The organism is Weizmannia acidilactici (genome assembly GCF_008974225.1).
In the GTDB taxonomy this organism is placed as follows: Bacteria; Bacillota; Bacilli; order Bacillales; family Bacillaceae_C; genus Weizmannia; species Weizmannia acidilactici.
Genome location: NZ_BKZR01000009.1, coordinates 74,811 through 101,190 on the forward strand (window position 1 = coordinate 74,811; position 26,380 = coordinate 101,190).

General features: G+C 47.4%; 23 protein-coding genes. 6 read left to right on the forward strand and 17 right to left on the reverse strand.

What is annotated here, in order from left to right:
• The first annotated feature begins 63 nt into the window (after positions 1-63).
• On the forward strand, positions 64-699 hold the full coding sequence (locus GBH70_RS05085) for a YigZ family protein (RefSeq protein ID WP_151680047.1): 636 nt from the start codon (positions 64-66) through the stop codon (positions 697-699).
• 43 nt (positions 700-742) lie between these two features.
• Here GBH70_RS05085 and GBH70_RS05090 read toward each other — a convergent pair whose 3' ends face one another.
• The 3 genes from GBH70_RS05090 to GBH70_RS05100 form a co-directional block, all read right to left on the reverse strand.
• The gene (locus GBH70_RS05090; protein ID WP_151680020.1) at positions 743-1,780 is read right to left on the reverse strand and encodes a glycosyltransferase family 4 protein; all 1,038 of its coding nucleotides are present in this window, start codon (positions 1,778-1,780) and stop codon (positions 743-745) included.
• 356 nt (positions 1,781-2,136) lie between these two features.
• Entirely contained in the window at positions 2,137-4,179 is a 2,043-nt protein-coding gene (locus GBH70_RS05095) for a glucosaminidase domain-containing protein (RefSeq protein ID WP_151680021.1), read from the reverse strand.
• Between the two features lie 697 nt (positions 4,180-4,876).
• On the reverse strand, positions 4,877-6,883 hold the full coding sequence (locus GBH70_RS05100; protein ID WP_151680022.1) for a penicillin-binding transpeptidase domain-containing protein: 2,007 nt from the start codon (positions 6,881-6,883) through the stop codon (positions 4,877-4,879).
• A 179-nt stretch (positions 6,884-7,062) separates the two neighbouring features.
• On the opposite strand from GBH70_RS05100, the gene GBH70_RS05105 reads away from it, so the two are divergent.
• Both GBH70_RS05105 and GBH70_RS05110 read left to right on the forward strand, forming a co-directional pair.
• A complete protein-coding gene (locus tag GBH70_RS05105) occupies positions 7,063-8,565 on the forward strand; it encodes a methyl-accepting chemotaxis protein (RefSeq protein ID WP_151680023.1) in 1,503 nt (500 codons plus the stop codon).
• Between the two features lie 266 nt (positions 8,566-8,831).
• Entirely contained in the window at positions 8,832-9,854 is a 1,023-nt protein-coding gene (locus GBH70_RS05110) for a C40 family peptidase (protein WP_151680024.1), read from the forward strand.
• Positions 9,855-9,963: 109 nt separating this feature from the next.
• Here GBH70_RS05110 and GBH70_RS05115 read toward each other — a convergent pair whose 3' ends face one another.
• Genes GBH70_RS05115 through nagA form a run of 3 tightly spaced genes read right to left on the reverse strand, consistent with a single transcriptional unit; the run spans position 9,964 to position 12,533 of the window.
• Positions 9,964-10,674 carry a GntR family transcriptional regulator gene (locus GBH70_RS05115; protein ID WP_151680025.1) on the reverse strand — a complete coding sequence of 237 codons (711 nt, stop codon included), beginning with the start codon at positions 10,672-10,674 and terminating at the stop codon, positions 9,964-9,966.
• Positions 10,671-11,396, reverse strand: coding sequence for a glucosamine-6-phosphate deaminase (nagB, locus tag GBH70_RS05120; RefSeq protein ID WP_151680026.1), 726 nt, complete (start codon positions 11,394-11,396; stop codon positions 10,671-10,673). Before nagB ends, GBH70_RS05115 begins: the two co-directional genes overlap by 4 nt.
• A 3-nt stretch (positions 11,397-11,399) precedes the next feature.
• A complete protein-coding gene (nagA, locus tag GBH70_RS05125) occupies positions 11,400-12,533 on the reverse strand; it encodes an N-acetylglucosamine-6-phosphate deacetylase (protein ID WP_151680027.1) in 1,134 nt (377 codons plus the stop codon).
• A gap of 203 nt (positions 12,534-12,736) precedes the next feature.
• On the opposite strand from nagA, the gene GBH70_RS05130 reads away from it, so the two are divergent.
• Positions 12,737-14,221: an MDR family MFS transporter gene (locus GBH70_RS05130; protein ID WP_151680028.1), complete on the forward strand. Its 1,485-nt coding sequence runs from the start codon at positions 12,737-12,739 to the stop codon at positions 14,219-14,221.
• 336 nt (positions 14,222-14,557) lie between these two features.
• On the opposite strand, the gene metA is transcribed toward GBH70_RS05130, so the two are convergent.
• The 4 genes from metA to GBH70_RS05150 all read right to left on the reverse strand — a co-directional run bounded on the left by metA (position 14,558) and on the right by GBH70_RS05150 (position 18,030).
• Positions 14,558-15,463 (reverse strand): homoserine O-acetyltransferase MetA, encoded by a 906-nt coding sequence (gene metA, locus GBH70_RS05135; protein ID WP_151680029.1) that lies wholly within the window; start codon positions 15,461-15,463, stop codon positions 14,558-14,560.
• A gap of 147 nt (positions 15,464-15,610) precedes the next feature.
• Entirely contained in the window at positions 15,611-16,558 is a 948-nt protein-coding gene (gene manA, locus GBH70_RS05140; RefSeq protein ID WP_151680030.1) for a mannose-6-phosphate isomerase, class I, read from the reverse strand.
• A 216-nt stretch (positions 16,559-16,774) separates the two neighbouring features.
• On the reverse strand, positions 16,775-17,170 hold the full coding sequence (gloA2, locus tag GBH70_RS05145) for an SMU1112c/YaeR family gloxylase I-like metalloprotein (RefSeq protein WP_151680031.1): 396 nt from the start codon (positions 17,168-17,170) through the stop codon (positions 16,775-16,777).
• Positions 17,170-18,030, reverse strand: a complete 861-nt coding sequence (locus GBH70_RS05150) for a CvfB family protein (protein ID WP_151680032.1) — start codon at positions 18,028-18,030, stop codon at positions 17,170-17,172. Before GBH70_RS05150 ends, gloA2 begins: the two co-directional genes overlap by 1 nt.
• Positions 18,031-18,137: 107 nt before the next feature.
• On the opposite strand from GBH70_RS05150, the gene GBH70_RS05155 reads away from it, so the two are divergent.
• On the forward strand, positions 18,138-18,335 hold the full coding sequence (locus tag GBH70_RS05155; protein WP_151680033.1) for a hypothetical protein: 198 nt from the start codon (positions 18,138-18,140) through the stop codon (positions 18,333-18,335).
• An 11-nt stretch (positions 18,336-18,346) separates the two neighbouring features.
• Positions 18,347-18,478 carry a DUF6254 family protein gene (locus GBH70_RS17105; protein WP_253693516.1) on the forward strand — a complete coding sequence of 44 codons (132 nt, stop codon included), beginning with the start codon at positions 18,347-18,349 and terminating at the stop codon, positions 18,476-18,478.
• Positions 18,479-18,842: 364 nt separating this feature from the next.
• Here the strand turns inward: GBH70_RS17105 and GBH70_RS05160 are convergent, their stop codons facing one another.
• The 7 genes from GBH70_RS05160 to GBH70_RS05190 all read right to left on the reverse strand — a co-directional run bounded on the left by GBH70_RS05160 (position 18,843) and on the right by GBH70_RS05190 (position 26,370).
• Complete coding sequence (locus GBH70_RS05160; protein WP_371862153.1) at positions 18,843-19,028, reverse strand: cold-shock protein; 186 nt, start codon at positions 19,026-19,028, stop codon at positions 18,843-18,845.
• A gap of 133 nt (positions 19,029-19,161) precedes the next feature.
• On the reverse strand, positions 19,162-20,148 hold the full coding sequence (locus GBH70_RS05165) for a LacI family DNA-binding transcriptional regulator (protein WP_151680035.1): 987 nt from the start codon (positions 20,146-20,148) through the stop codon (positions 19,162-19,164).
• Between the two features lie 19 nt (positions 20,149-20,167).
• The gene (locus GBH70_RS05170; RefSeq protein ID WP_151680036.1) at positions 20,168-21,208 is read right to left on the reverse strand and encodes an aldose epimerase family protein; all 1,041 of its coding nucleotides are present in this window, start codon (positions 21,206-21,208) and stop codon (positions 20,168-20,170) included.
• A gap of 192 nt (positions 21,209-21,400) precedes the next feature.
• Complete coding sequence (gene galT / locus GBH70_RS05175) at positions 21,401-22,885, reverse strand: UDP-glucose--hexose-1-phosphate uridylyltransferase (RefSeq protein ID WP_151680037.1); 1,485 nt, start codon at positions 22,883-22,885, stop codon at positions 21,401-21,403.
• Between the two features lie 5 nt (positions 22,886-22,890).
• Positions 22,891-23,886 (reverse strand): UDP-glucose 4-epimerase GalE, encoded by a 996-nt coding sequence (galE, locus tag GBH70_RS05180; RefSeq protein WP_151680038.1) that lies wholly within the window; start codon positions 23,884-23,886, stop codon positions 22,891-22,893.
• The gene (locus tag GBH70_RS05185; RefSeq protein ID WP_151680039.1) at positions 23,874-25,064 is read right to left on the reverse strand and encodes a galactokinase; all 1,191 of its coding nucleotides are present in this window, start codon (positions 25,062-25,064) and stop codon (positions 23,874-23,876) included. Before GBH70_RS05185 ends, galE begins: the two co-directional genes overlap by 13 nt.
• A 172-nt stretch (positions 25,065-25,236) precedes the next feature.
• Complete coding sequence (locus GBH70_RS05190; RefSeq protein ID WP_151680040.1) at positions 25,237-26,370, reverse strand: acyl-CoA dehydrogenase family protein; 1,134 nt, start codon at positions 26,368-26,370, stop codon at positions 25,237-25,239.
• Positions 26,371-26,380 lie beyond the last annotated feature (10 nt).

Genomic DNA, 26,380 nt, shown 5'->3' on the forward strand with positions numbered 1-26,380 from the left:
TAACATATTCCGACCGTGATATAATGAGGTAAAATATTGGAATTTCGACGAAGGAAGATTGCCATGTTAAAAGAATATTTCACTGTAAAAGGCGAAGGGAGCCATGAAATTGATATTCAAAAATCGAGGTTTATCGCCCATGTAAAAAGGGCGGAATCGGAAGAGGAGGCGCTTGCGTTTGTCCAGGCTGTCAAAAAAGAGCATTGGAACGCGACCCACAACTGCTCCGCCTACATGATCGGCGAGCAAAACCTCATTCAAAAAGCGAGCGATGACGGCGAGCCGGCCGGAACAGCAGGCGTGCCGATGCTGGAAGTGTTGAAAAAGAAAGATTTGAAAGATGCCGTTGTGGTCGTGACGCGTTATTTCGGCGGCATTAAGCTTGGGGCCGGCGGGTTGATCCGCGCTTACAGCAAAGCGGCTTCAGAAGGCATCCGTGCAGCAGGTATTGTGAAAAGGACGCTTGTTTCAACTTTCCATGTAAAATTGGATTATTCGTGGCTCGGGAAAGTCGAAAACGCGCTACACAGCTCCCCGTATCAAATCAAAGAAATCCAATACTTGGAGCAGGTGGAACTGTCCATTTACGTAAAAGAAGGGGAACAGGACGCCTTCCAAAATTGGATGGCCGATTTGACAAACGGTCAGGCCGCCATTTCGGAAGGGGAAAAGCAGTATCTGGAAACGGATGCCGAATAAATCTGAAAGCCCGGGGCGCATGCAAAGCACCCCGGGCTTTTGATTAAGACCGGTTTTTAATGAAATTCAACAACGGCTTGTAATCTTTGCCGACCAGGCCGATACTTTCGACGAACAGTTCGATCGTGATCAGGATGACGCCGATAAAGATGAGCGAACCCCAGAGCGTTGCCATCGAAAAGATCAATGCAGCCAGGCTGAACATGGCAGCGATCGCGTAAATGATCAGGACCACTTGCCGGTGCGAAAAACCGAGCCGCAGCAGACAATGGTGCAAATGCGAGCGGTCCGGTGCCGACAGCGGCCGCTTGTTGACAAGCCGGCGGATAATCGCAAAGAATGTATCGGAAATCGGTACCCCGAGAATCAGTACAGGAATAATCAACGAGATAAATGTAACGTTTTTAAAACCGAGCAAAGACAGCACAGAAATCATATAGCCGAGGAACAGTGCCCCGGTATCCCCCATAAAAATCTTAGCCGGGTAAAAATTATAAAATAAGAAGCCAACCGTGCTGACCATCAGAACCAAACCGATCACTGTCACATACGCATCGCCCATAATAATGGCCATGCCGGAAATGGTCAAGAGCGCGATCGAAGAAACCCCGGCGGCTAACCCGTCCAACCCGTCAATTAAATTAATCGCGTTCGTCACGCCGACGATCCACAAAATCGTAAGCGGAATACTGAAAATCCCGAATTCCAGTTGGCCCCCGAAAGGAAGGTTAATGAATTCGACATGGATTCCGCTCAATACAACAACAACCGCCGCAGCCAGCTGGCCGATTAGCTTTACACGCGGTGTCAGCTCTTTGATGTCATCGGCAATGCCGGTAATGATAATAATCAGGCTCCCGAGCAAAATCGGCAGGGAATGCGGATTATCCGGGCGGAGCAGCAGCACCCCGGCAATAAAACTGACATATATGGCAAGCCCGCCTAAACGGGGCATCACTTTCAAATGGACTTTCCGCTGGTTCGGCTTGTCTATTGCCCCGATGCGTACCGCAAGTTTTTTAATCAGCGGCGTAATAAAAATCGTAAGCATAAAGCATATAAACAAGGTAAGGAATATCAATGTGCTGCCTCCTTTGGTTTATCATAACCAATAAGGATTGAAAATATCGTGAAGCCGCCATCATTACTTTTACCATGATAACTGTTTCACTTGTCCTAAACTAAATGTACCCTGACTTTCTTAATTAAATCTTAACAAAATATTTACCCGAAATTCACTGTTATCATTATAATTGTTATCCGACAATTTATCCACTATGATTTGATCTAAACTACTAATTTTCTTGCTTTTTTTCATATATTATAAGCACCGTTTGCATGGCCGGCGCCGTGTGAAATCCGGCGAGCAAAAAAAGCGGCGGGCTCTGCCATGATGGCATCCCGCCGCTATGGAATTTGGAGTACACGCCACCGCTTTTACTGCTGGTAAACCGGGACGTCAAACACAAGCGTGTATCGGTCCAAAAGATCATATAATTTTTTAATATTGTTCACCTGTTTGACGGCCCAGCCGATATCCGTGGCATATTGGTGCGCAGCCCCGTTATATTTGTCCGCATAAACAGGGTTCCAGCGCATCGTATAAAGGCTGTTTTGCCCGATAGCGGTATAATTTTTGCTGATCCATTCAGCCCCGCCTTCGATCGCCTTGTCCACCGATGTCCACCCCTGCTCGTAAGCGTATTTGGAACCTGTGCCGTCCGGATCGCTGTCATAAGCATGGATGCCGAACATGTTATAAATGGTTACGCCGTTCACTTTAATGCCGGTCGCCAGTTTAGATGTCCCGTTTCCGGTTTCGAGCAGGGCATGGGAAATCAAATACAGTTCATTGACATGGTACTTTTTGCTGGCATCAATGAATACCGAGCCTTTGCCTTCTAAAACGCCCTTTCCTTTTAAAATTTTGTCATTGAGCTCGCCGACACTGGAACCTGCATACTGGTCGAGCGCAAGGAATTGGAAATACCCGCTGCTTACTTTTGGATAATTCGCCGGATTGACATACGTTTGAATATCAGCCGGTTTTGCATTTCTGAAAGATTGGTATTTAATTTGATAATAAGTTTTATTGCTTGAAGATACAATTGTAACTGCTGCATCTTTTTTCAGCGTGCCGTACACCCAGGAGCCCGATTTCGGCTGCTCTAGTACTTTTGCTGAAGCGACGGTGACCGTTCCTTTTGTCGTACTCCCTTTTTTTAGTTTAACCGCGGATTTTAGGACATACGCATTATGGAATGCATACAAATCGGTCTGCGGATTCGTTTTTGCCTGGATGGCCACCATTTCCGGAACAGTCAGGCCGTAATGGGTATATTTGTAAAACGGCCCGACCGCCACATCGCTTTTCGAAATATAACCGGTCGTTTTTTTGCCGTTCACCATTACGGTCGTTGTATACCATTTGGATGTAAAAGTTTGGTAGGTTAGAGGCGTATAAATATAATAGCTTTTCAGCACGGAAGAAGCCGTGGAAGCCCTCTCGTAAACTTTTGTCGGGCTTTTCACCGCAGACCCTTCAATGGTTTTCGGGCTTGCAGCCGCCGCTTCCATATCGTTTTTTTTCACATAACCGGTTACCGTTTTCCCGTTCACTTTCACGTTGAGCGTATACCAGCCGGACGTAAAAGTTTTATAGGTTAAGAGGCTGCCTTGCGCATAATGTTTTAATACCGTCGAAACCGTGCTCGGCCGTGTGTAAACCGGCATGGAAGACGGCAGTGAAATCCCGCGCTTCGTCACCGGCGATGAGGTAATGGCTTCCACATCGTTCTTATAAATATAGCCTGTCCGTGTTTTGCCGTTTACAGTTGTTGTGTATGTATACCAATGGGCTGAAAAAGTTTTATATGTCAGCTTCGTCCCCTGTGCATAGGTTTTTAGCGGAGATGAACCGGTGCTTGCCCGCGAATAAAGTATCGTCGGATTTTTCAAAACAATTCCGGTTTTCGCGGTTTGCGATGAGGACGCATTTTCCGTATCGCTTTTGGCAATATAGCCCGTCACGGTTTTGCTGCCGATTTGTGTCGTATATTGGTAAAAACCGGATGTAAATGTTTTATAGGTCAGCACTGTGCCCTGGGGATACGATTTTAATGCGGCAGACGAGGTGCTTGCTTTTGAATACAGCTTTGTCGGGCTTTTCAAAAGGATGCCTTTCACGGAAACCGGATGCAGGGTTGCCGTTTCCACATCGCTTGTCCGGATATAGCCCGTAAACGAAGTGCTTTTGATTTTATAGTAACCGGTTGAAGCCGGCTGGAACGACAGAACATCGCCTTTTGTGTAATGCTTCAGTACTTTCGCTTTCGCAGACGGGGTTGCATATACATTGATGGAACTGTATTTTACGACGCCGCGGAGCGTTTGTACGGTTGCAGCCGATGCATCAGGACCGCCGGCCACTATATAAAACAAAAAGGCTGCTAAAAACGCAAAAAATAGTCTCTTCCTCAATTCAATTCCCTCTTTTCACCTCGGAATACCCTTACCTCAAATATCGGCTGTTTTTGTGGAATGTTTATGCAAAAATTTGCTGCTAAAATCTTACTCGCCTGCCAAATCGTTAACTTTTCTACAATTCTAACACATTCTGTTTCCGGAAAAAATCACTTTCATTCCAGAAAAGGGGATTTTTCTTCCTATTTCGCCGTTTATTTACAAGATTTAGAGAAAAAGGGGGGTAACAGGAAAATGAAGTCGATAGATTTTGTTCGAGAATTTTGCGGGGTTCCTGCGTAGAAAGCTTGCAGATCCTCCACGGAATGCGAGTGCCTTTCGGAATCATCAGCATTCCCGGATTACTTTCCGTACATTAAAATAGTGTCCCCGGGTCAGTTCACTGACTTTAGGGCAGCCACGTTTATAAAATGCTTCTTGTAACAGTCCTTAGACGCTCTGTTAGAACCGTTCAACCTGTTTTTTCTCCTTCGAATGGCACTTAGACGCTTTGTAAGGACCGTTCAACCTGTTTTTTCTCCTTCGAATGGCACTTACACGCTTTGTTAGAACCGTTTGTCCTGTATTTTTCTCTCGAAACGTTCCTTAGCAATCTATAAAGGCCAGCCATGCCTTCATTTTTACTTAAAGCAGGGTGTTCCCAAAGCCGACAAACCGGCTTTGGGAACACTCCTTCTACACCAAAACGGCTGCTTTATCGGAACAGATTGGCCGCTTTTTTCACCACAAGCCCGCTGCCGCCGCGGTCTTTGACGTCTTCTACCAGCATGGCGACGAGCACATCTTTCTTTTTCGTGTCATACACGACGAATAAGCCGTTTTCTTTGCCGTTTTTGTCGCTTTGGCTGGCTTTTAATTCAGCGGTTCCTGTTTTCCCCGCAAGTGAAGCGCCAGGGATATCGGCCGCATGGGCGGTGCCGGACGGGTCCGCCACGACCTGCCGGAGCATGCCGGCAATCGTATCTGCCGTTTTGCTACTTATAGGATGCTTCCATACTCTCGTTTTTTCGCCCGCCTGCAAATTCGGATGCAATTCATCGCCGCCGTTGATAAACGGCGTATAGCAAAGCGCCAGATGGAGAATATTCATTTCCATCTGACCCTGGCCGTAACCGGTGTCGGCCAACTGGATGTCACTGGCAAATTTGCCGTTTGATGAAATTTGCGAAGCTTTTAACGGATAATTAAATGGAATATCTTCGCCGATGCCAAAACCTTTTAGACCTTTTACAAACTTATCTGCGCCAATATCAAGCGCTGTTTGCGCAAAAAAGATATTGTCGGACAACACAAGCGCTTTTTCCATATTTTCCGGGCTGTTATTCACATGGACGCGGGTAATCTTATAGCTTCCCCAGTCTGCATTTTTCTGCCAGGAAGTGCCGGTAATTGTCTTCGTTGCGCCGGCCGTTGTTGTGCCGGTGTTCAGTGCAATTGCCCCCGTGACCGGCTTGATCGTGGAACCCGGCGCATAGGCAAGCGCAAACCGGTTGATAAGCGGCTGTGCCGGATCTTTTTCAAGCTTCGCATAGGCGGAGACGGACATCCCTAGAATAAAATCGTTCGGGTCAAACGCTGGCGTGCTGACGAGCGCCAGGACATCGCCCGTTTTCGGGTTGATTGCCGAAGCCGTGCCGGCGTCATCCTTCATTTGGTTGTATATTTTCTTTTGCAGTTCCGCATCAATCGTGACTTTGATGTCCTTCCCGTTTTTCACCTTTTTCTCGGCGACTGTATACGTGCTGCCGTCCTGTTTTTGGATGTAAATTTTTTCTCCCGCTTGTCCGCGCAGCTGTTCATCGTAAAGCTGTTCGAGCCCGCGCTTGCCGATGATGCTGTTTGCAGTGTAGCCTTTATCTTTCAGCTTTTTCAGCTCTTCTCCGGCAATTGCGCCGATATAACCGGTTAAATGGGCGGCCGCTTTCCCGTAAGGATAAATGCGCGCATCTACCGTCTGCGAAGAAAAACCGGGGATCGATGTCACTTTTTTCACAAGCGCCTTATCATGCATGGAAACTTTCTTAATCGGCACAAATAAATTCGGCTGGACCCAGTTCTCATCCAATTTTTGCTTGATTTCGTCCGTTGAAATGTCGAGCAGTCCGGCCGCCTTTTGCATGGCTGCCGTCTTGTCACCCTTCATTTGTTCCGGAATGATGCCGATTTGATAAACTTTCCCATTGATTGCCAATCCTTTCCCGTTTCGGTCAAGGATTTCCCCGCGAACAGGGTTTTGTTCGGATACTTTAATTGTATCCCCTTTCGTCAAATGTGGCAGAAGCAAACTTGGTTTCCAATTGACATACCAGTTTTCTTTTTTATCTTTCTTTTCTTTGACGAGTACAACCTTGTCTTTATAAGTAACTTTCCCGCCTGATGTTTGGAAAGAAATGTTGAGCGGCACTGTTACTTTGTCTTTGTTTTGATAGGCATCTTTTTCCAATGTTTTGTACGAAACTTTCAGCTGCGAAATATTTAAGTCCCCGTACACTTTTTTGTAGCGTCCGGCAACATCTTTTGAGGCATACTGTTTTTTCGCGGATTCGGACAAATAGTTTTGATACATATCCGTGAATTTTTCCTGCTTCCAAAGCTTAATATAATCAGACAAACGTTCATTCGGTGTCGGCGTTTTTTCACAGCCGGCGAGAGCCGCAAATACCGCCAGCAACAATACAGCAATCCATAGCTTTTTTTTCAAAAAATTTCCCTCCCAATAAACATTGTTGACGATTGCGGAATCCTGCCACAAAAGGTTCCGCAAATCCCGTGATCATCAGCAAAAAATTTCGACAACCCCATAAAAAAAAACGGAAGTTTACTCTGTTTTATGTTACATTTATATTATATAAAAAGGACAAGATTAAAGGGGGAAAAAATGTGGATATCATCACACAGTTAAAAGCTGACAACACGCGCAAAAAAAGCCGCTTTATGTTTGTCACATTTCTGATCTCCCTGCTGGCCGCTTTTGTTGAATCGATTTTCGAGAAAAAAACCGGCATGGCAGTTTTGTACGGGTCGGAAGCGGCTCTTTTCGTTGTGCTTTTCTTCGTGATCGACCTGTGTCTCCAAAAATTCCGTATATTTTCTTATGCGAGCGTCATCATCGCTTATTTATTCGGCATTTACGCGATTCTTTTTCTCGAGAACAATTTTACCATGTCCATTGTACTATTTTTTCTACTTACTTACAGCGCACTGCAGTTTGAACAATTGCTCTTCTTGATCGGCGCCTTCTTCGGCATTTTCGAATTCGTGATAAGCTTTTTCATGCCTTCCGCCGAACTGGGCATCATCCGTGACATATTCCCGACTGCGATACTTGCCTATATTTTAACAGCCATTTTATTATACGCCATGATTTACCAGCATCAAAACCTGATGGATTCTTTTCTTTTATCTATAAAAAATACAATCCAAACAATGGAAGAACAAAGCGCGGCTTACCAGGAAGAAATGTCGGCGCTCATTGACCAGGTGTCCAATGTCAACGGCCATATTCAGACAAATTTACACGCGCAAAGCGAAATGAAATCGACGGTCAATGAAATTTCAAAAGGCAGCGTAACCCAAAGCGAGCAGATTACACAAATTGCCGGCCATGCCGCGGATACATTGCATTCCATGGAATTCCTTACGCAAGTGTCCGATGAATTGACAAAAGAGGCCCGCGAAGCCGCAAATACCGCACAATTGGGTGAAAAGGCGGTTGATGAGTTAACGCTTGAAATCAGCGATGTCATTGACACCATTATGGAGCTGAACAACACGTTTACCGTTTTAACGCAAAAAGTGGAAGAAACAAACACGTTTACCGACAGCATCAAACAAATTACGGAACAAACAAATCTGCTTGCGCTGAATGCATCGATTGAAGCGGCGCGTGCGGGGGAAGCCGGGCGCGGATTTTCAATTGTTGCCGATGAAATCCGGAGGCTCGCGGAAACGACGCACGAAACGACCGAGAAAATTAACCGCAATTTGGCGGATTTAAACGGGAGCAATGCGGCGGCGCACGACAAATTGCAGTTGAGCAGCACAAAAATTTTAGCAACAGCGGAATCAAGCCAAAATGTCACCACTTATTTCAGGAAACTGTTAAAAACTTTAAACGGGCAGGTTGAGAAGTTTAAAGAATTTGATTCGCTGTCGAAAAAAGTTACCGGACAGGCCCATGAAGTAGAAGGAGCATCAAGCGAACTCGCTGCCATTATTGAGGAAACTTCCGCCAGCCTGGAAGAAATGGCAGCCACAATTGAAAATTTGACAAACGACCACCAATCCATTGCGGAGGCGCTCAACGAAGTCACGGGCCAGGCCGAGCAGTTCCGTGAAAAAACGAAACATCTGCGGAAAAACTTCACGCGCAAAAACGATTGAAAAACAAGACCTTACCAGAAGCCGCTGATATCCATAAAAGCGGCTTCCTTTTGCTACATTTGACTGAAAAAAATATAGGAAGAAAAACTGGTAATTTGAACCATCTTTATTTGCCAGAAATCCCATGATTTTGCTATTTTGTGTCGCTTACATTAGCAGAAAAAGGAACAATTTCCTTTTTTCTGGCGAAAAAGGTCTACCATTATAAAAAAATTTTGATAGAATGATATTAGTTGAAAAAAAAGACTAATGGAGGTTACACGAGTGTGAAAAAGAAAACAATCTTTTCCGTTGCCGCTACAACGCTTTTGGCCACTTCGTTTACGACCGAGGCATTTGCCCAGACATATAAAGTCCAAAAAGGCGATTCTCTCTGGAAAATCGCGCAGAAATACCATACTTCCGTCAGCGCATTGAAATCGGCGAACCATTTGACATCCAACATCATCTACCCGAACCAAGTGTTGACCGTTTCATCGTCATCTGCTTCGGTGAGTTCCGTATCATCCTCATCCTCTTCCGCCAAAACCTATACGGTAAAAGCGGGGGATACGTTAAGTGAAATCGCCGTAAAATACAACATAACGGTCGCCAACTTAATGAGCTGGAACAAATTATCTTCATCGCTCATTCACCCCGGTGATGTTTTAATCGTTTCAAAAGGGACAAGCAGTGCTTCCTCTTCTTCCGCAAGCTCAAGCTCGGGCAGCAGCTCAAGTTCCACCACAACTTACACGGTAAAAAGCGGGGATACGCTGTCAGGCATCAGTAAAAAGTACGGAACAACCGTTGCCAAATTAAAATCTTTAAACGGCCTGTCATCCGATACTATTTATGTCGGGCAAAAATTAAAAGTGCCTGGAAGCAGCTCTGGTTCATCCACCGTCACAGCAACGAGCACCTCGTCTTCAAACAGTTCCTATTCTGCTTCCAAAGTGGTCAGCATCGCGGAAAGCTTAATCGGCACTCCTTATGTTTGGGGAGGCTCGAGCCCGTCCGGTTTTGACTGCAGCGGTTTTATTTACTATGTGTTCAATAAAGCAGGCTACAGCATTTCCCGGTTATCAGCAGCCGGCTATTATAACCGCGCTTATTATGTATCCAGCCCGAAGCCGGGGGATCTCGTATTCTTCGAAAATACGTATAAAGCCGGTATTTCGCATGTGGGCATTTACATAGGGAACGGCCGATTTATCCAGGCAGGATCGGATGTTGTAACAGTTTCATCGCTCAGCAACTCCTACTGGAAAGCCCATTTTGACGGCTACAAACGTTTCTATGGGCTATAATTTGGCCTGCCTGTTTTATGAATAGAACATATTTTAATAGAAAAGCCCGCGGGGACACCGTGGGTTTTTCTAAGCTTTGCGGACAATGCCGCAAGCCCTGGATGATCATCTACATATAAAATTTAAAACGGCTGCCGGCATATTGCGCTTTAACATATTCAAACGGCGTGCCATCCGCCAAAGCGGTCACACGCTCGATCGACAGCACCGGAGAACCAGGATCGACTTTTAACAGCTTTGCCAGCCGCGCGCTTGCCGCCACTGCTTCAATCGTCTGGCTCCCTTTCCCGAGCCGCAATCCTTTTTTCCGCTCAAGAAATTGATAAAAAGAATGGTTCAATTCTTCTTCCGTGAGTCCTTCCGCCATTGCCGCAGGGGTGGCAATCGTTTCAAAAACGATCGGAATGTCATCGCCGTACCGTATCCGCTCAATGTGGAGGATATTTGCAGGGGTGCGAAGCTTTAGGGCTTCCATCTCATGCGGGGCGGCCTCCCGTTCCATAAACGTCACGATTTTACTTGAAGCTTTCATCCCGCGTTCTTCCATCAGCCTTGTAAAACTCATCCGGCCATCAAGCGGCTGTTCCACTTTCTGTTCGCTTACAAATGTACCGCTCCCCCGTTTTCTCGTTAAAATCCCTTCATCGACCAGTCCTTGCACCGCCTGGCGGACCGTCATCCTGCTTACTTCAAACGTCTCGCTCAGCACCCGTTCAGAAGGGATCGCTTCCCCAGTTTTCCATTCGCCCTGCCCAATTTTTTTCCGGATCAGCTCCTGGATTTGGAAATAAATCGGAATGGGAGACGCTTTATCAATCATGGCGCACCCCCCGCATCGCCCAGTAAAGATGACGCCTCTGCATCAGCAATGACTACCACATCCGGATGGGTTTGCAAAACCGATGCCGGGCACGCTTCATCCACCGGCCCATTGATCATACGGCAGACAGCTTCGGCTTTACTTTTGCCGAACGCAAGCAGCACGATTTTTTTCGCGGCCATAATCGATGCAATGCCCATTGAAATGGCCTTTTCCGGCACGTCCTCTTCCTTTTCAAAAAAGCGCCGGTTCGCCTCGCGTGTCGATTCCGTTAACTCGACGATATGCGTTTTGGAATGGAAAGAGGTGCCCGGTTCATTAAAGCCGATATGCCCGTTTTTTCCGATGCCGAGGATTTGCAAATCAACAGGATGTACTTTAAGAATCCGGTCGTAGCGCTCGCACTCCGCATCGGGATCTTCCGCCATGCCGTTTGGCAGGTACGATTTTTTAAAATTCAGATGTGAAAACAGTTCTTTTTCCATATAAAAGTGGTAGCTGTGTTCATCCGTATCTTTAAGACCGACATATTCGTCGAGATTGACGGTCACAACTTCCGACACATCGAGATTGCTATTCCGCATATATTCATACAACTTCAGCGGGGTTCCGCCCGTCGCAAGCCCGAGCGTGCGGATCTCCCCTTCCTGAATACCTTTTGCAATCATTTGAAACGCATATTTTGCGGCTTCATCCCGCGTTTTAAAAATATGCACTTTCATGTTTCATCCCCGCTTTCCAAGATGGTAAGTAGCTTTGACTTGTAAATTTTGATCCAGCACAACAAAATCTGCATCTTTCCCGGCTGTTAAGCTTCCTTTATGGGAGAGGCCGAATTCCCTTGCCTGGTTCACGGATGTCATCTGCACGGCTTCCACGATCGAGCAGCCGGTAAATTTCATGATATTGCGGAAGGCGTCGTCCATTTTTAAAATGCTGCCGGCGAGCGCCCCGTTTTCAAGCCTTGCCTCGCCGTTTTTCACCCACACTTTCTGGCCGCCGAGTTCCGACTCCCCGTCCGGCAACCCTTTTGCCCGCATCGCATCGGTGATGACCGTAATTTTTTCCGGACCTTTCATTTCATATGTGAGTTTGACCATATCCGGATGTACATGGATGCCGTCAACAATCAGTTCCACCTGCACGCCAGGCGAAAGCAATGCATGTCCGGCAGCCCCAGGTTCACGGTGGTGCAGCCCGCGCATGCCGTTATAAAGATGCGTCGCATGCGAAGCTTTACTTTTTAAAAGTTCGGCCCGGACCGCATCCGTGTGGCCCATCGAAGGCACGATGCCGCGTCCTATCAATAAATCTTCAAACGCCCTTGCGCCTTCATTCTCAGGGGCGTATGTCACAAGCTTGATCAAATTGCCGGAAGCTTCAAGCCATTTTAAAAACAAATCCCCATCCGGCGCCTGGATATATTCAAGCGGCTGGGCCCCCGCCCTTTTTTTCGAAATAAACGGCCCTTCCAGATGGATGCCTTCAATGATGGTGCCGCCTTTTTCTTTCGCTTCTTTAATGGCGCGCAATGCGGCTTCGATCTTGCTGTAGTCCTGCGTCATGGTCGTCGGAAAAAAAGAAGTGACCCCTTCCTGGAGCAATTTTCCGCTCAGGGTTTGAAGCGCCTCCGGATCTGCATCCATCGCATCGATGCCGTAGCCGCCGTGAATGTGCACATCGATCATGCCCGGGATCACCGTCATTCCGTTTCCTTCAATCACTTCCTCTCTCGGCTCAGGTTGATAATCTTCCATTCTGCCGGTCCCGATGATTTTATCTGTAAAACGGATAAACCCGTCCTCTATATGTTCATTCCCCGTGTAAAGATTGCCGTGGATCAACACTTTTTCCGCCATGGGAAAACACTCCTTTTTAATTTATATAGTTGTCTATACCAATTATCAGGCATGTTCAAATGGATGTCAATCTTTATCATGCGGAAAAATGTTCTTATTATTCAGTGCCTACTTTCCCGCCGCACCGTAAATCTATTTTTCCGCTGCGCAATGGTATATACTAGAAAAAGTGCAGACTGTACTCATATCTTGGAGGAACTTTTATGAAAGAAACCAATATAAAGGCTGTTACGCTCGCCCTTTTCGTTGCAACTTTTTTAACAGCCATTGAGGGGACGATTGTCAGCACCGCCATGCCGCGGATTGTCAGTGATTTGAAGGGGATCGAAGTGATGAACTGGGTGTTTGCCATTTACTTGCTGACTTCCGCGGTAACCGTCCCGATTTTCGGGAAACTGGCCGATTTATACGGCCGTAAAAAAATTTTTGTGATCGGCACCATCGTGTTTCTTGTTGGTTCAACGTTGTGCGGGCTTGCTGGCACAATGGGGCAGATGATTTTTTTTCGCGCCATCCAGGGGATAGGAGCCGGAGCCATCATGCCGGTCACGAACACGATTATCGCCGACATTTATCCGCATGAAAAGCGCGCAAAAATGCTCGGATTTATGGGAGCGGCATGGGGCATTGCCGGCGTTATCGGGCCTTTGTTCGGCGGATTCTTTGTCGACCGGCTCACATGGCATTGGATTTTCTTCATCAATTTGCCGTTCGGAATGATTTCCGTTTTCATGGTCATGATATTTTTGCACGAACATGTGGAAAAAACGGAGAATGCCATTGATGTTTGGGGGGCGACTACGTTTTCCGCCGGGATGCTCGCCTTTTTATATGCCCTGCAAAAAGGCGGGGATACAAATGACTGGGGAAACCCCTTCCTGTTAACGCTTCTCGCGGCCAGCACAGTCTTACTTGCTATGTTTATATGGATTGAAATCCGGCATCCAGACCCTTTAATCCCGCTTACGCTTTTCCGAATACGTGCCATTTCCATTTCCAATCTTGTCGGCTTTTTGGCGAGCGCCGTTTTGATGGGGATCAACGTCTATATTCCGATGTGGATCCAGGGGCTGCAGGGGCACGGCGCAACCATTTCGGGGCTCATACTGGCGCCAAGCCCGGTCCTTTGGATGATCGGGTCTTTTGTGGGCGGCAGGCTGCAGTTGAAGTACGGGGATCGCTTTGCATTTTTGTCGGGGATGGCATGTATTTTGGCAAGCACGGTATGGCTCAGTCTGTTTACGCTTGGCACAAAAGAATGGAGTTTTTATGCATTCGCCGCGCTTTCCGGGTTCGGCTTCGGGATCGTGATGACGATCGCGCTCGTTTGTGTGCAGTCGGCAGTGGACTGGTCATTGCGCGGCGCGGCCACAGCTTCCAATACGTTTTTCCGCAATTTGGGCCAGTCGGTCGGTTCCGCGGTGTTCGGCACGTATTTTAATGCAACGGTGACCCGCCTGCTATCGGAAAAAAGCAATCCGGACCACTTGACGAAGGAATCGCTGAATCAACTGATTAATCCGAAGAGTGCCCATTTGTTTTCCGATTCGGCGCGTGAATGGCTCCGGCATGTGCTCTTTTCCAGCATCCACTATGTTTTTATCGTACTCGCCGCCGTTTCGCTTGTCTCTTTGGTGCTGTCGTTTGCAGTTCCGAAGGCGGAGGAGGAGGAAAAAGCTATTTCTTAAATTAAGGAATGAGTGGTCGTTTATAAATTAAGGCACTCCCTTCTATCACAGAAAGATGATCATTCAAACGCTCCTTAAGATCATTTCAAAGCAAGAATACTTTCATTTCGGTCTTGAGAGCTTCCTTTTAGGACCGTTTCAAACCTGGAATGCTTTTTCCTAACGGTCCCAAGGGGCTTCCTCAGGAACAGTTTAGACCTTTCATATCGGCAAATGGGCTTTAGAAAAGGCAAGTTCAAAGCAAAGACCTTCAAGCACTTAAGACAAAGACTCAGACAATGGATCGGAATCTATTAAAAAGGGCTGCCCCAACCATTCGGGACAGCCCCGTATGCCCTACCATTGATACGGTGTTTCCTGGTACACATAATAGTTCAGCCAGTTGGAAAATAACAGGTAGCTGTGTGACCGCCATGTATGCAGCGGCCGTTCATTGACGTCATCGTTTGGAAAATAATTTTTTGGGATCGCGGTGCCGAGCCCCTTCTTTTGATCCCGCCTATATTCGTCGGCCAGGGTCGTCGCGTCATATTCCAAATGGCCGGTAATCATAATATTTTTCCCATTTTCGGACATAACGATAAACGGCGCGCCTTCCTCCGATACGGAAATCAGCTGCAATTCCGGATGGTTTTCGATGGCTTCCCGGGAAACATCGGTATAGCGGGAGTGCGGTGCCTGAAAAATTTCATCAAACCCGCGGACAAGCTTGACCATCGGTGCAAAACATTGGTGTTTGAACACGCCGAAGCATTTTTCCGGAAGTTCAAATTTTTCAATACCGTAATGGTAGTATAGCGCGGCCTGGGCGCCCCAGCAAATATGTAAGGTCGATGTGACATTCGTTTTCGTCCAATCCATAATGTCCGTCAATTCCTGCCAATAATCTACATCCTCAAACGCCATTTTCTCCACAGGCGCACCGGTGATGATCATGCCGTCGAATCGGCGTTTTTTCACATGGTCAAAAATGGTATAAAAATGTTCGAGATGGTAGCTGCTGACATTTTTCGATTGATAGGTCGACGTCCTTAAGAACGTGATATTCACTTGCAGCGGCGTATTGCCTAAGAGCCGCAAAAGCTGCAGTTCCGTTTTTTCTTTTTCCGGCATCAAATTTAAGATTAAAATATTCAATGGGCGGATATCCTGCGTCCTCGCCCTGTCCTCGTCCATGACAAAAATTTTCTCTTTTCTTAACAACTCCCCTGCAGGCAAATCTTTCGGTATATTGATTGGCATCGAAGTCTCCCCCATACAAAGTTGATCAGATAATTACTATTATAAAAGTTTATGGCGGGTTGTTGCAATGTTCTTGATATACTGATATTTTTTCAACTGTTCTCGCATTGAAAAACCCGCCTTGGCCTGAGCCAGGGCGGGTTCCCATTACGGATGTGACACAATCATAGAAAGGCGGCCTTCTAGTTCAAAATCACCAAGTCCGGACGGCAGCAGGAAATGCATCCCTTTTTTAAGCGGATACGTTTTCCCACCCACTTTCAACGCCCCTTCACCATCGAGGACGCTTGCCAATTGGAACGGTTCTGTTTGCGAAAACCGTGCTGCGCCATCCACCTCCCATTTGTAAACGGAGAAATATTTTTCTTTTGCAAAAGTGGTGATCGTAACACCAGGTTTTTCTTCCGTTTCTTTTCGGACCGCGGCATCCGTATGCGGGATCGTGGCCACGTCAATCGCTTTTTGCAAATGCAGTTCGCGTTTGTTTCCATTGGCATCTGTCCGGTCGTAATCATACACGCGGTAAGTCGTATCGGAACTTTGCTGTGTTTCGAGCACGAGCGTCCCTTCGCATAATGCGTGGATTGTCCCGCTCGGCACATAGAAAAAGTCGCCCGGATGGATCGGCACTTTCCGAAGCAAACTGTCCCATTTTCCTTCATCAACCATGCGGATAAATTCTTCCTTCGACTTCGCATGGTGCCCGTAGACGAGTTCCGCGCCTTCTTTACAATCGATGATATACCAGCACTCCGTTTTTCCGAGTTCGCCGTTTTCGTATTGATTCGCGTAGGCATCATCCGGATGGACCTGCACGGACAAATCCGAGTTCGCATCCAAAATTTTCGTTAAAAGCGGGAAGACTTTGCCCGGATAATGGCCGAACAAGTCCCGGTGGTTCTCCCACAATTCAATCAGCGTTTTTCCGGCAAATTCGCCGTTTTTTACAGTTGACGGGCCGTTCGGATGTCCGGAAATCGCCCAGCATTCCCCTGTACGATTAGATGGGATCTCATAACCGAACTGGTCCCTCAGCGCAGTCCCACCCCATATTCTTTCTTTAAAAACCGGTTCAAGAAATAAAGGCTCGCTCATTCAAATCTTTCCTCCTTCAAAGGCAAATCCTTTGCTCACATCTGAACAAAACTTTTTCCAAAAATGGCCATCGAATCCCTTCCATTATAGCACACCGTGGAAGGGGTTGCCGCCCCTCTGTTGATCAGTTTTCACACAACTAACCGGCAAATCGCCCGGTACTGGAAAAAGGGCATTTTTATCATAAAAAGGGGCAACCCTTCTTATGAAGCATTTTCAACTTTCATACAGCTCAACCGGCAGGCCGTCCGGATCCTGGAAAAACGTAAATTTCTTTTCCGTATACGGATCAATGCGGACATCTTCCACCTGAATGCCCATTTCTTCAAGCCGCTTTTTGCTTGCTTCCACATCATCAACTTCAAATGCCAGGTGCCTGAGACCTGCAGCTTCCGGAAAAGACGGGCGGGCAGGCGGATCGGGAAAAGAAAACAGCTCGATCTGGTAATGGTCCCCGACCGCCAAATCCAATTTATACGAATTGCGCTCTTTTCTGTACACTTCCCGCACCGGTGACAGTCCGAGGCAGTCCACATAAAAATGTTTTGATTTTTCGTAGTCCGAGCAGATGATTGCGATATGGTGGACGCGTTTCAGCCCGATTCCCACCATCATTGTCCCTCCTTCCGGTATGTCCAGCCTTCTTCCTGATATACGGTGCCGTTTTTCATCAGCCGGCCGAGCGCCCGTTTAAAAGCCGCTTTACTGATGCCAAACCGGGCGCTGATTTCTTCCGGCATGCTTTTGTCCCAATACGGCATTTTTCCGCCGCGCGAATCCATATAAGCAAGGATCCGCTCCGCATCTCTATCGATTTCTTCATGGGCGCGGCCCAACAGCGATACATTAATCGTACCGTCTTCTTTTATATCAATGACGCGGCCTTCCACTTTCTGGCCGAGGCGCGGTTCCTGTTTCCGCTGCGATTCGTGGATAAAACCGATATAACCGCCATCTGTGATCATAAAAGACCCCGTTTTCATTAAACGGTACACATGCCCCGTGACATTTTTGTTCCACATTTCCTTTGTGGCCTTTTTTGCCATGGACCTTACAATATTTTCCCCGGCTAATTTTCCGAATAAACGCCCGTGTTTGTCCAATTGGAGGGTAATGTATAATCGATCGCCTTTTTCTGGCCATAATGAACGGTGTGTGGGCAAATCATCAATGGAGATCAACATATCTTTCCTGATCCCGATCGATGCGAAGACGCCGAGTTTTTCTTTTAAGCCGGCGACCTCCGCCCAGCCGTATGTACCGAGTTGGATTTCAGGGATCGTCATCGTCGCCGCCAGTCTTCCCTGATGGTCCTGGTAAAGAAAAACCGTTTGCACTTCTTCAGGATCAAATGGTTCCGCGATATCCCGGTGATGCAGAAGCACTTCTTCCGTCCCATTTGATAAAAAATAGCCAAACGGCGCTTCCCGCACAACGCGGAGTTCCGCAACCGTGCCTGGAGTAAAATTCATGCAGCCATTCCTTCTTTCATTTCGCAAATCGTTTGCTTCATAATAGGTAATTATAACATTGATAGGCGGAAAACATGATTTTATTTTGAACAAGGAGTGTAAATACTATGCCTGATGAGAAACGTTACGCCCACCCGCGCGATCCGCATATGGATCATGAAGCGGAAACTGTGGTCAACGACACACTTGGGAGCGGCCTTGTCGGCTTGTTCAATGAACATAAGCCGAAAAAGCCGTTTGCCGTTACATCGCTGGAAACGGATGAGGACATGAAAAAATTCGAAAAATATACAGACGGAAAATAGGAGTGGTGGCCATGAGCAAATCGAAACGCGAAGAAGAACGCGAATGGAAAGTTCGGAAAGAATCACAGAAACCGCACGGCAAAGTAAAATCTCTGGAAGAAATCGCGGATGAAATTTTTGCCGAATGGGAGTCGAAAAGATAAGCATAGGTATAGAAAAAGGGGTTGTTCCAAAAGTCAGTATCACTGCGGCTGAGGGGCACACTTTTTTAGATCCAACGCAATTTGGCGAATTTTACAAGACTTCTGCAGGAAAAGCTTGCTAGGCCGGGAGCCCTCCGCCAAGTGAATTTTGTCATCATGAACAGCAGTTAAGAAACAAAATCGGCGAAACCTCCGGAAAAATCAGCGGTATTACAAAATAAATCGGCGGCAAGATACGAAAAATCAGCGATAGACACAAAAAAACCGTTGCCCTTTATCTAAGAAACCCGTTGAGAAAATGATTTTCTCAACGGGTTTTCCTGTTAAAAGACATTCTCTTTTAATAAACGGCAATAAAAAATGATTAATTCCCTATGACCGGCAGTATCCGGACTTCTTTTTTCATTTTGGAGCGGCAAAGCGGGCAGAGCGGTTGGTCTTCAAGCGTAAAATTTTCACGCATAAATCCGTTGCAGTCGTCATTCGTGCAGGCCCATACGGTTGTTTCCGCTTCCGGCACCGGCTCCTTTTGGTTATGAAAATATGCCATCATAAAAGACTCCCTTCCCATGTTTAGTATAACACACTTTAACACAAAAAAGGGGACCGGACCCCGCCGCGTTTGTGCATGTATTTAGTATATGCGAGGCGGCCGGTTTTATGCCAAAAAGAGCCATGTTCCTTTATCCACTTTTGCGGCAGACGAGTTTTGTGGCGATCAAAATTTTTTTCGCAACCGTCCTGCCTTCCACGCGTTCCAGCAATGTGTCGACTGCAGTTTCGCCCATCGTTTCCGTATACACTTTTACCGTGCTGAGCGGTGGAAAAACATATTTGGAAAGGCTGATGTCATTCACGCCAACAATGCTGACGCGGCCGGGCACGGGAATATTGTTTTCCGAAAGAGCCTGCAGGCAGCCGATGGCGATCGCATCATTTGCGGCAAAAAAAGCACTGGGCAGCGCGTCGCCGAGTTCCCGGATCGCCTTGTTCATCAGCCGGTGACCATCTTCGGTAGAAAACGCCCCGATGTACACAAATTTTTCATTCCACAGCCCCTTTTCCTGCATCCAACGCCTGAACGCCGTTTCCCTCGGGTCTTCAATGGGGGCGGACTGGTCTTTATAGGTCTCCCTTCCGCCGATAAAACCGATTTGCGTATGCCCTTTTACTTCGAAATATTTGAGCACTTTTTCCGTCGCTTTTTCAAAATCGGAAACGACCGCATCAAATCGGTTTTCATCCGGGCAGCAGTCCACAAACACAATATTGCGGGTAACCGAGAGAAGCTGTTCAACCTGCGGCATGCTGAATTTCCCGACTGCAATCACGCCTTGGATGTTTTCTTTTCCCATGTCTTCCAGATGGTTTAAATCGTATCTCAATACTTGTATGTTTTTCCGGCTGCAGCGTTTTTCAATCCCCATCCTGATCGACAAATAATATAGGTCGTTCAGTTCCTCTTTTTCCGTGTACCAGTATACAAGAGCAATTTTGATTTTTTCCAGTTTGCGGGGCGCCCTTTTCGTATAGGAAAGCTCCTCGGCCGCTTCAAAAATCCTTTTTTTCGTGTCATCGCTCACGGAAATGGTCGGATCATTGTTTAAAACGCGCGAGACCGTTGAAATAGAAACCCCCGCTTTCGCCGCAATATCTTTAATCGTTGCCATGTTTACACCCCAAAATCAATCAGCTGAAAATTAGCTTTGTGTTTGCGCGGTACTCCTCCCCCGGCTTCAGGACAATAGACGGGAATTCAGGATGGTGCACCGCATCCGGAACGCCCTGCGCCTCAAGGCAAATGCCCAAATAATCACAAGGTTTGCGCCCGCGGATTTCATATTCATCATTTCCCATCGTATTACATGTGTATACGACAACGCAAGGCTGGTCCGTTTCCACTTTCAGCACCCGCCCGCTTTCGTCATCTTTCAACACAATCGGCTTCTTGTGGTTCGATAATAAAAACGGATGGTCAAAGCCGTTTCCGACCAGCACGTTTTGCGGATGGTTGGAAACCGTGCCGCCTTCGATTTTCCTGCCGTTCCGAAAATCAAAGGCTGTACCTGTAACATCCAGTTTTTTCCCTGTCGGCAGCGTTTCCTGGTCAAGTTCCAGCACATAGTCGCTTGGCATGGACAGTTCATGCCCGCGCACGTCCCGTTTCAAGTCGCCGCTCAAATTAAAATACGCATGGTTGGTCATGTTGAGAATGGTCTTTTTGTCGGTAACGGCCCTGTAAGACAGTTTCAGCTCCTGTTCATTCGTCAAAAGGTACATGACCGTCACATCGAGTTTTCCGGGATAGCCTTCTTCGCCGTCCGGGCTCGTGTAAGTGAATTCCACCCCAACCGCGCCGTCCTCCTCAATCGGGGTGCTGTTCCAAATGACGGCGTTGAAACCTTTTAACCCGCCGTGAAGATGGTTTCGGTTTTCATTATTGGCAAGCTTGTATGTTTTTCCGTCCAGTTCAAAAGACGATCCTGCAATTCTGCCGGCAACACGGCCAATGATAGCGCCAAAATAAGGGGCATCTTTTACATATCCATCGAGGCTGTCAAACCCGAGCACGATATTTTCCGCTTTCCCGATCCGGTCCGGCACCATGATTTTATTGATAATGCAGCCGTATTCCAGGACGGTAACCGAAATAGACCGGTCATTCTTCAATTCATAGGCATAAATCGGGTGGCCGCCCAGTTCCCCGAACAGTTCCTTTTTGACTTCCATTTTGATCAGCCCTTTTCTTTTAAAAATTATGTTATGTTCGTGATCAATATGGATGACCGCGAAAACCGTTCCTCATGGCGCATCCGCGGACCTCCCCGTTCGAAGAAATTCTTCTTGCCCGCGGATCACTCAGGAGTCCCGGAAATGTGCGATCATCAACAAAAAAATTAGGTGATGGGGTGTCCCGAAATGTTAAAGCTGCTGCAAAAACTTCCGGAACGCCTCTTTCCCTTTCTCGTCACGTTTAAACACGCCCGCATGGTGCAGCACTTGCAAAAAGACTTTGCCGACCTCGTTTCGGACGATACCCTGCACATTTTCCATCTGAATCGCACCGCCGTATTTTCGCTTCAGTTCCTGCGCCCAATCAAGGTGGTATTCGGCAATATCGTTCGGCTGCCCGAGCAGGTATTTTTCCACTTCGGCGAGTTCCGGTTTCAGCCGGGCCGGCAGTACCGCAAGCCCCATTACTTCGATAAGCCCAATATTTTCTTTTTTAATATGATGGACTTCGGCGTGCGGATGGAAAATGCCGAGCGGATGGACTTCGCTTGTCCGGTTGTTGCGGAGCACAAGGTCAAGCTCAAAAATTCCCCCGCGTTTTCTTGCAATCGGCGTAATCGTGTTATGCGGCGTCCCGTTAGTTTCGGCGAGAATTTCCACCGACGGATCGCTGTATCCCTTCCAAACTTTTAAAATATGATCCGCCGCTGCCGCAAGTTTATCGGTTTCCGCGCTCCTCAGCCGGATTACCGGCATCGGCCATTTGACCACAGCGGCATCCAGTCCCGGAAACGCCTTCATTTCAAAATGCCAATCATCCGCTGCTTTTGCCATTGCAAATTCATAACGCCCGCCTTGGTAATGGTCATGCGATAAAATCGAACCGCCTACAATCGGCAGATCGGCATTGGAGCCGAGGAAATAGTGCGGGAACTTTTCCACAAATTCAAGCAATCTTTCAAACGTAGACATGTCAATTTTCATATCACGGTGCGTTTCGGAGAGGACGATGCAATGCTCGTTGTAGTACACGTACGGCGAATACTGAAAATACCACGGCTCTTCGCCGAGTGTAAGCCGGATCAGGCGGTGGTTGGAACGCGCCGGGTGCCCGGTTCTGCCCGCATAGCCTTCATTTTCCATGCAAAGCAGGCATTTCGGATAATGCCCTTTTTTCGCCAATTTCTCCCGCGCAATGCTTTTCGGGTCTTTTTCCGGCTTCGATAAATTGATCGTGATGTCCAAATCGCCGTATTCCGTCGGCGCCTTATAAACGATATTTTTTTGGATTTGTTTCATTTGAATATAATTGCTGTTTTTGCTTAAATCGTAAAAATAATCGGTTGCCTTCTCCGGATCTGCCGCATACTTTCTCCAGAAAACTTTATTTACGATTGACGGCCGCGCCGTAAAGACATTCATGATATGGCTTGCAAAAATCTCTTTTTCATCAAACACGTCTTGGATAATGCCATTTTCACAGGCATACTGCACAAGGATATCAAGCAGATCAGGAATATCCTGATCTGTCTTGGTTCCTTCCGATTGATGGAATTCATCCAGATGGAGAAGCGACAACACCTGGTTTCTTGCATAAATACGATCTTCATTTCCGATTAAATGGACGCGCACCGCCTGATCCACAAGCTGCCCGATCGTCTGATAAATGTCCAATTGTTTCACCTTCTGTCATCGTAGCCGTTTGGATGGTGCTCATGCCAATTCCATGCATCTTGAATAATTTGTTCGATATCCGTTTTTTGCGGGTTCCAGCCGAGCACCCGTTTTGCTTTTTCGGAAGAAGCAATCAGTACGCTCGGGTCACCGGCGCGGCGTTCGCCGATCTTGACATTAAACGCTTTGTCGGTCACTTTCCGGACAGTATCGACAATTTCTTTTACAGAGAATCCCTGGCTTGAGCCCAGGTTAAACACATCGCTTGCACCGCCGTTTTGCAAATACTTAAGCGCCAAAATATGGGCGGCAATCAAGTCTTCTACATGGATGTAGTCGCGGATGCATGTCCCGTCTTTTGTATCATAGTCTTCGCCGAAAATCGTAATCGCCTCGCGTTTGCCGAGCACCGTCTCCAATACAACCGGGATGAGGTGCGTTTCCGGATGGTGGTCTTCCCCGATTTCACCGGTCGTTCTTGCCCCGGCGACATTGAAGTAACGGAGTGCCACATATTTGATACCGTACGCTTTTTCGCACCATTTCATCATTTTTTCCATAGCCAGCTTTGTCTCGCCATATGTATTGGTCGGGTTGGTCGGCATGTCTTCCGTGATCGGCACGGTTTCCGGTTCGCCGTACGTGGCGGCGGTTGAAGAGAATACGATGTGCGGCACATGAAATTCTTTCATCATTTCCAGCACAATCTGGGTGCCGTACACATTGTTGTCAAAATATTTGAGCGGCTGTTCCATCGATTCGCCAACAAGTGAATTTGCGGCAAAATGGATGACAGCATCAATTTTTTCTTTCCTAAAAACGTCCCGCATAAAGGCGCGGTCGCGGATATCGCCTTCGTAAAACTTCGCCTGCGGATGGATGGCACCGCGGTGGCCGGTCTGCAGGTTATCGATTACGACAACGTCATATTTTTGGTCAATCAATTGGTATACTGCGTGCGAGCCGATATAACCGGCGCCGCCCAATACTAAAATGCCCATACAAGTTCCTCCAGTGTGATTTCTTTTGCCCCGTCACCGATGCTTGCGGTGTAGAAGTCCGCGCGGTAGCCGATTTCTTTTTCATAAACGGCACCGACATTTTGAATGAACGCGTCTACTTTATCATTTTCCACAATGGCGATGGCGCAGCCGCCAAAGCCGGCGCCCGTCATCCTGGCCCCAAGTACGCCTTCCTGTTTCCAGGCTGATTCCACCAATGTATCGAGTTCCTTCCCGGTCACTTCATAATCATCCCGCAAAGAACGGTGGGAGGCATTCATCAATTCCCCGAAAGCGGGCAGATCGCCTTGTTTTAAAGCTCCGAGCGCTTTTAATGTGCGCGCATTTTCATAGACGGCATGCTTTGCCCGTTTTCTCACAATCTCATTGTCTATGATTTCTTTATTTTTTTCAAATGCATCTTCTGTCAAATCGCCGAGCGAGCGGATATCCAGCCTTTTTTGCAGCAGTTTAAGCGCCGTTTCGCATTCCGCGCGCCGTTCATTATATTTAGAATCCGCCAATTCGCGCCGTTTATTCGTATTCATGATTAAAATTTTATGATGGTCAAGCTTGATCGGCGCATATTCGTATTGAAGCGTCGCGCAGTCCAACAGAATGCCGGCGTCTTTTTTGCCCATGCCGACCGCGAACTGGTCCATGATGCCGCTGTTGACACCGATAAATTGGTTTTCTGTCTTTTGCCCGAGTTTGACAAGGTCAAGGCGCTCCACTTTCAAATCAAATAATTTTTCAAGCATCACGCCCGTCAAAAGTTCAATTGAAGCGGAAGAAGACAAGCCGGCGCCATTCGGGATATTCCCGTAAATGAGGCAGTCAAATCCCTGTTCAATTTTCTGCCCGTCTTCTATCAAATATTTCAGCACGCCTTTCAGATAATTTGCCCAATCATGCGCTTTGTTGTAGTCCAGATCGTCCAGCGAGAATGCAATGATGCCTTTTTCTTTAAAATTTAAGGAGACAAGCCTTACTGTACGGTCATCGCGTTTCCGGACAAGCGCGTATGTCCCCATCGTAATCGCGCACGGAAATACATGCCCGCCGTTATAATCAGTATGCTCACCGATCAAATTAATCCTGCCGGGCGAAAAGAACGCGCGCTCCGCCTCCGTCCCAAAGTATTCGGTAAAAGCTGCAGTCAAATTCGGATTGCTCATATTCGTTCCTCCTGTAGTTGGGTGTATGTTAAAAAATGAATTATGCAAGCAGTTTCTACAAGATTATCTTATACGAGCTGGTAAAAAAATTCAATCATTTTTACTAAAATTTTTACTAAAATTACATCCTGGAAAAAGCACACGCCGGAATGAAACCTGCGTGTGCTTTTCATTAAGCCCTTTCCGCCAGCTGCATGATCACAGCATCATCCATCGGCGGGTTGTGGAGGCCGGCGCGGACATCGCGGTAATAGCGCTGCAGCGGGCTTTCGGCGGAAAGGCTGCGGGAGCCGACAACCCTCATGGCCAAATCCACAACCTCAATTGCATTATTGGTAACTGTTAATTTAACAGCACCAAGTTCAGGGCCCATTTGTTTTCTTTTTTCTTTGCCTGCTTCATCCCACATTTTCGCCACCGAATACAGGAAATGCCGCGACTGCATGATTTTCAGCTCCATTTCTCCGAATTTTTGCCGGATGACCGGCAGTTCCGCAATCGGATGATTCAAGCTGTTCGGCGTATACCACGTCGCAAAATGCACCGCTTCCCTCTTCGCCTGCTCCGCAATACCCAAATAACAGGCAGGGATATGGAGCAGATAGCCGGCCGGCTCCTTCTTATTCGTATGGAGTTCTGCCAGGGCTTCAAGCGGGACTTTAACATTCTCCAGCAATACATCATGGCTGCCGGTTGCCCTTAACGAGATGCTGTCCCAAGTTTCTACAACGGACAGGCCCGCCGCATTGCTCGGCACTACAAAACTTCCGACTTCTCCCTTTTCCGGAATCGTCGCGGTAACAATAAAGTAGTCGAGTACCGGGGACATCGTGGCAAAGGTTTTTCTGCCGTTCAGCACCCACCCCCCGTTTTTTCTTTCTGCGATTGTCGTCGGCATGCCGCCGCGCGTCGGGCTTCCGGTTTGTTCTTCTGTGACACATGTATTTATAAGCGCGCCGTTTACAACCGCTTTGCACATCCGTTCAAACAGCTGTGGATCCCATGTCCTTGTTTCAGATAAGTGCATCATGAGCCCCATATGCCAGCCGATGGAAAGTGCGGTTGAGCCGTCCGCAATCGCGATTTCTTCCTGCAGCCGCACGAGTTCATAAAGCGAAATCCCGCCTCCCCCGTATTCTTTCGGAACTGTGAGCTTTGTATAGCCCGCTCCTTTTAACTCTTCAATATTTTCATAAGGAAAGCGGCCTTGCATATCGTTGGCAGCCGCCCTTTCGTAAAAGGAACTGTTGATGAGGGTCATTAATTCCAACCTATCCCCCAATGTTTGAACTTTTAAAAAATCCATGTAATCCCCT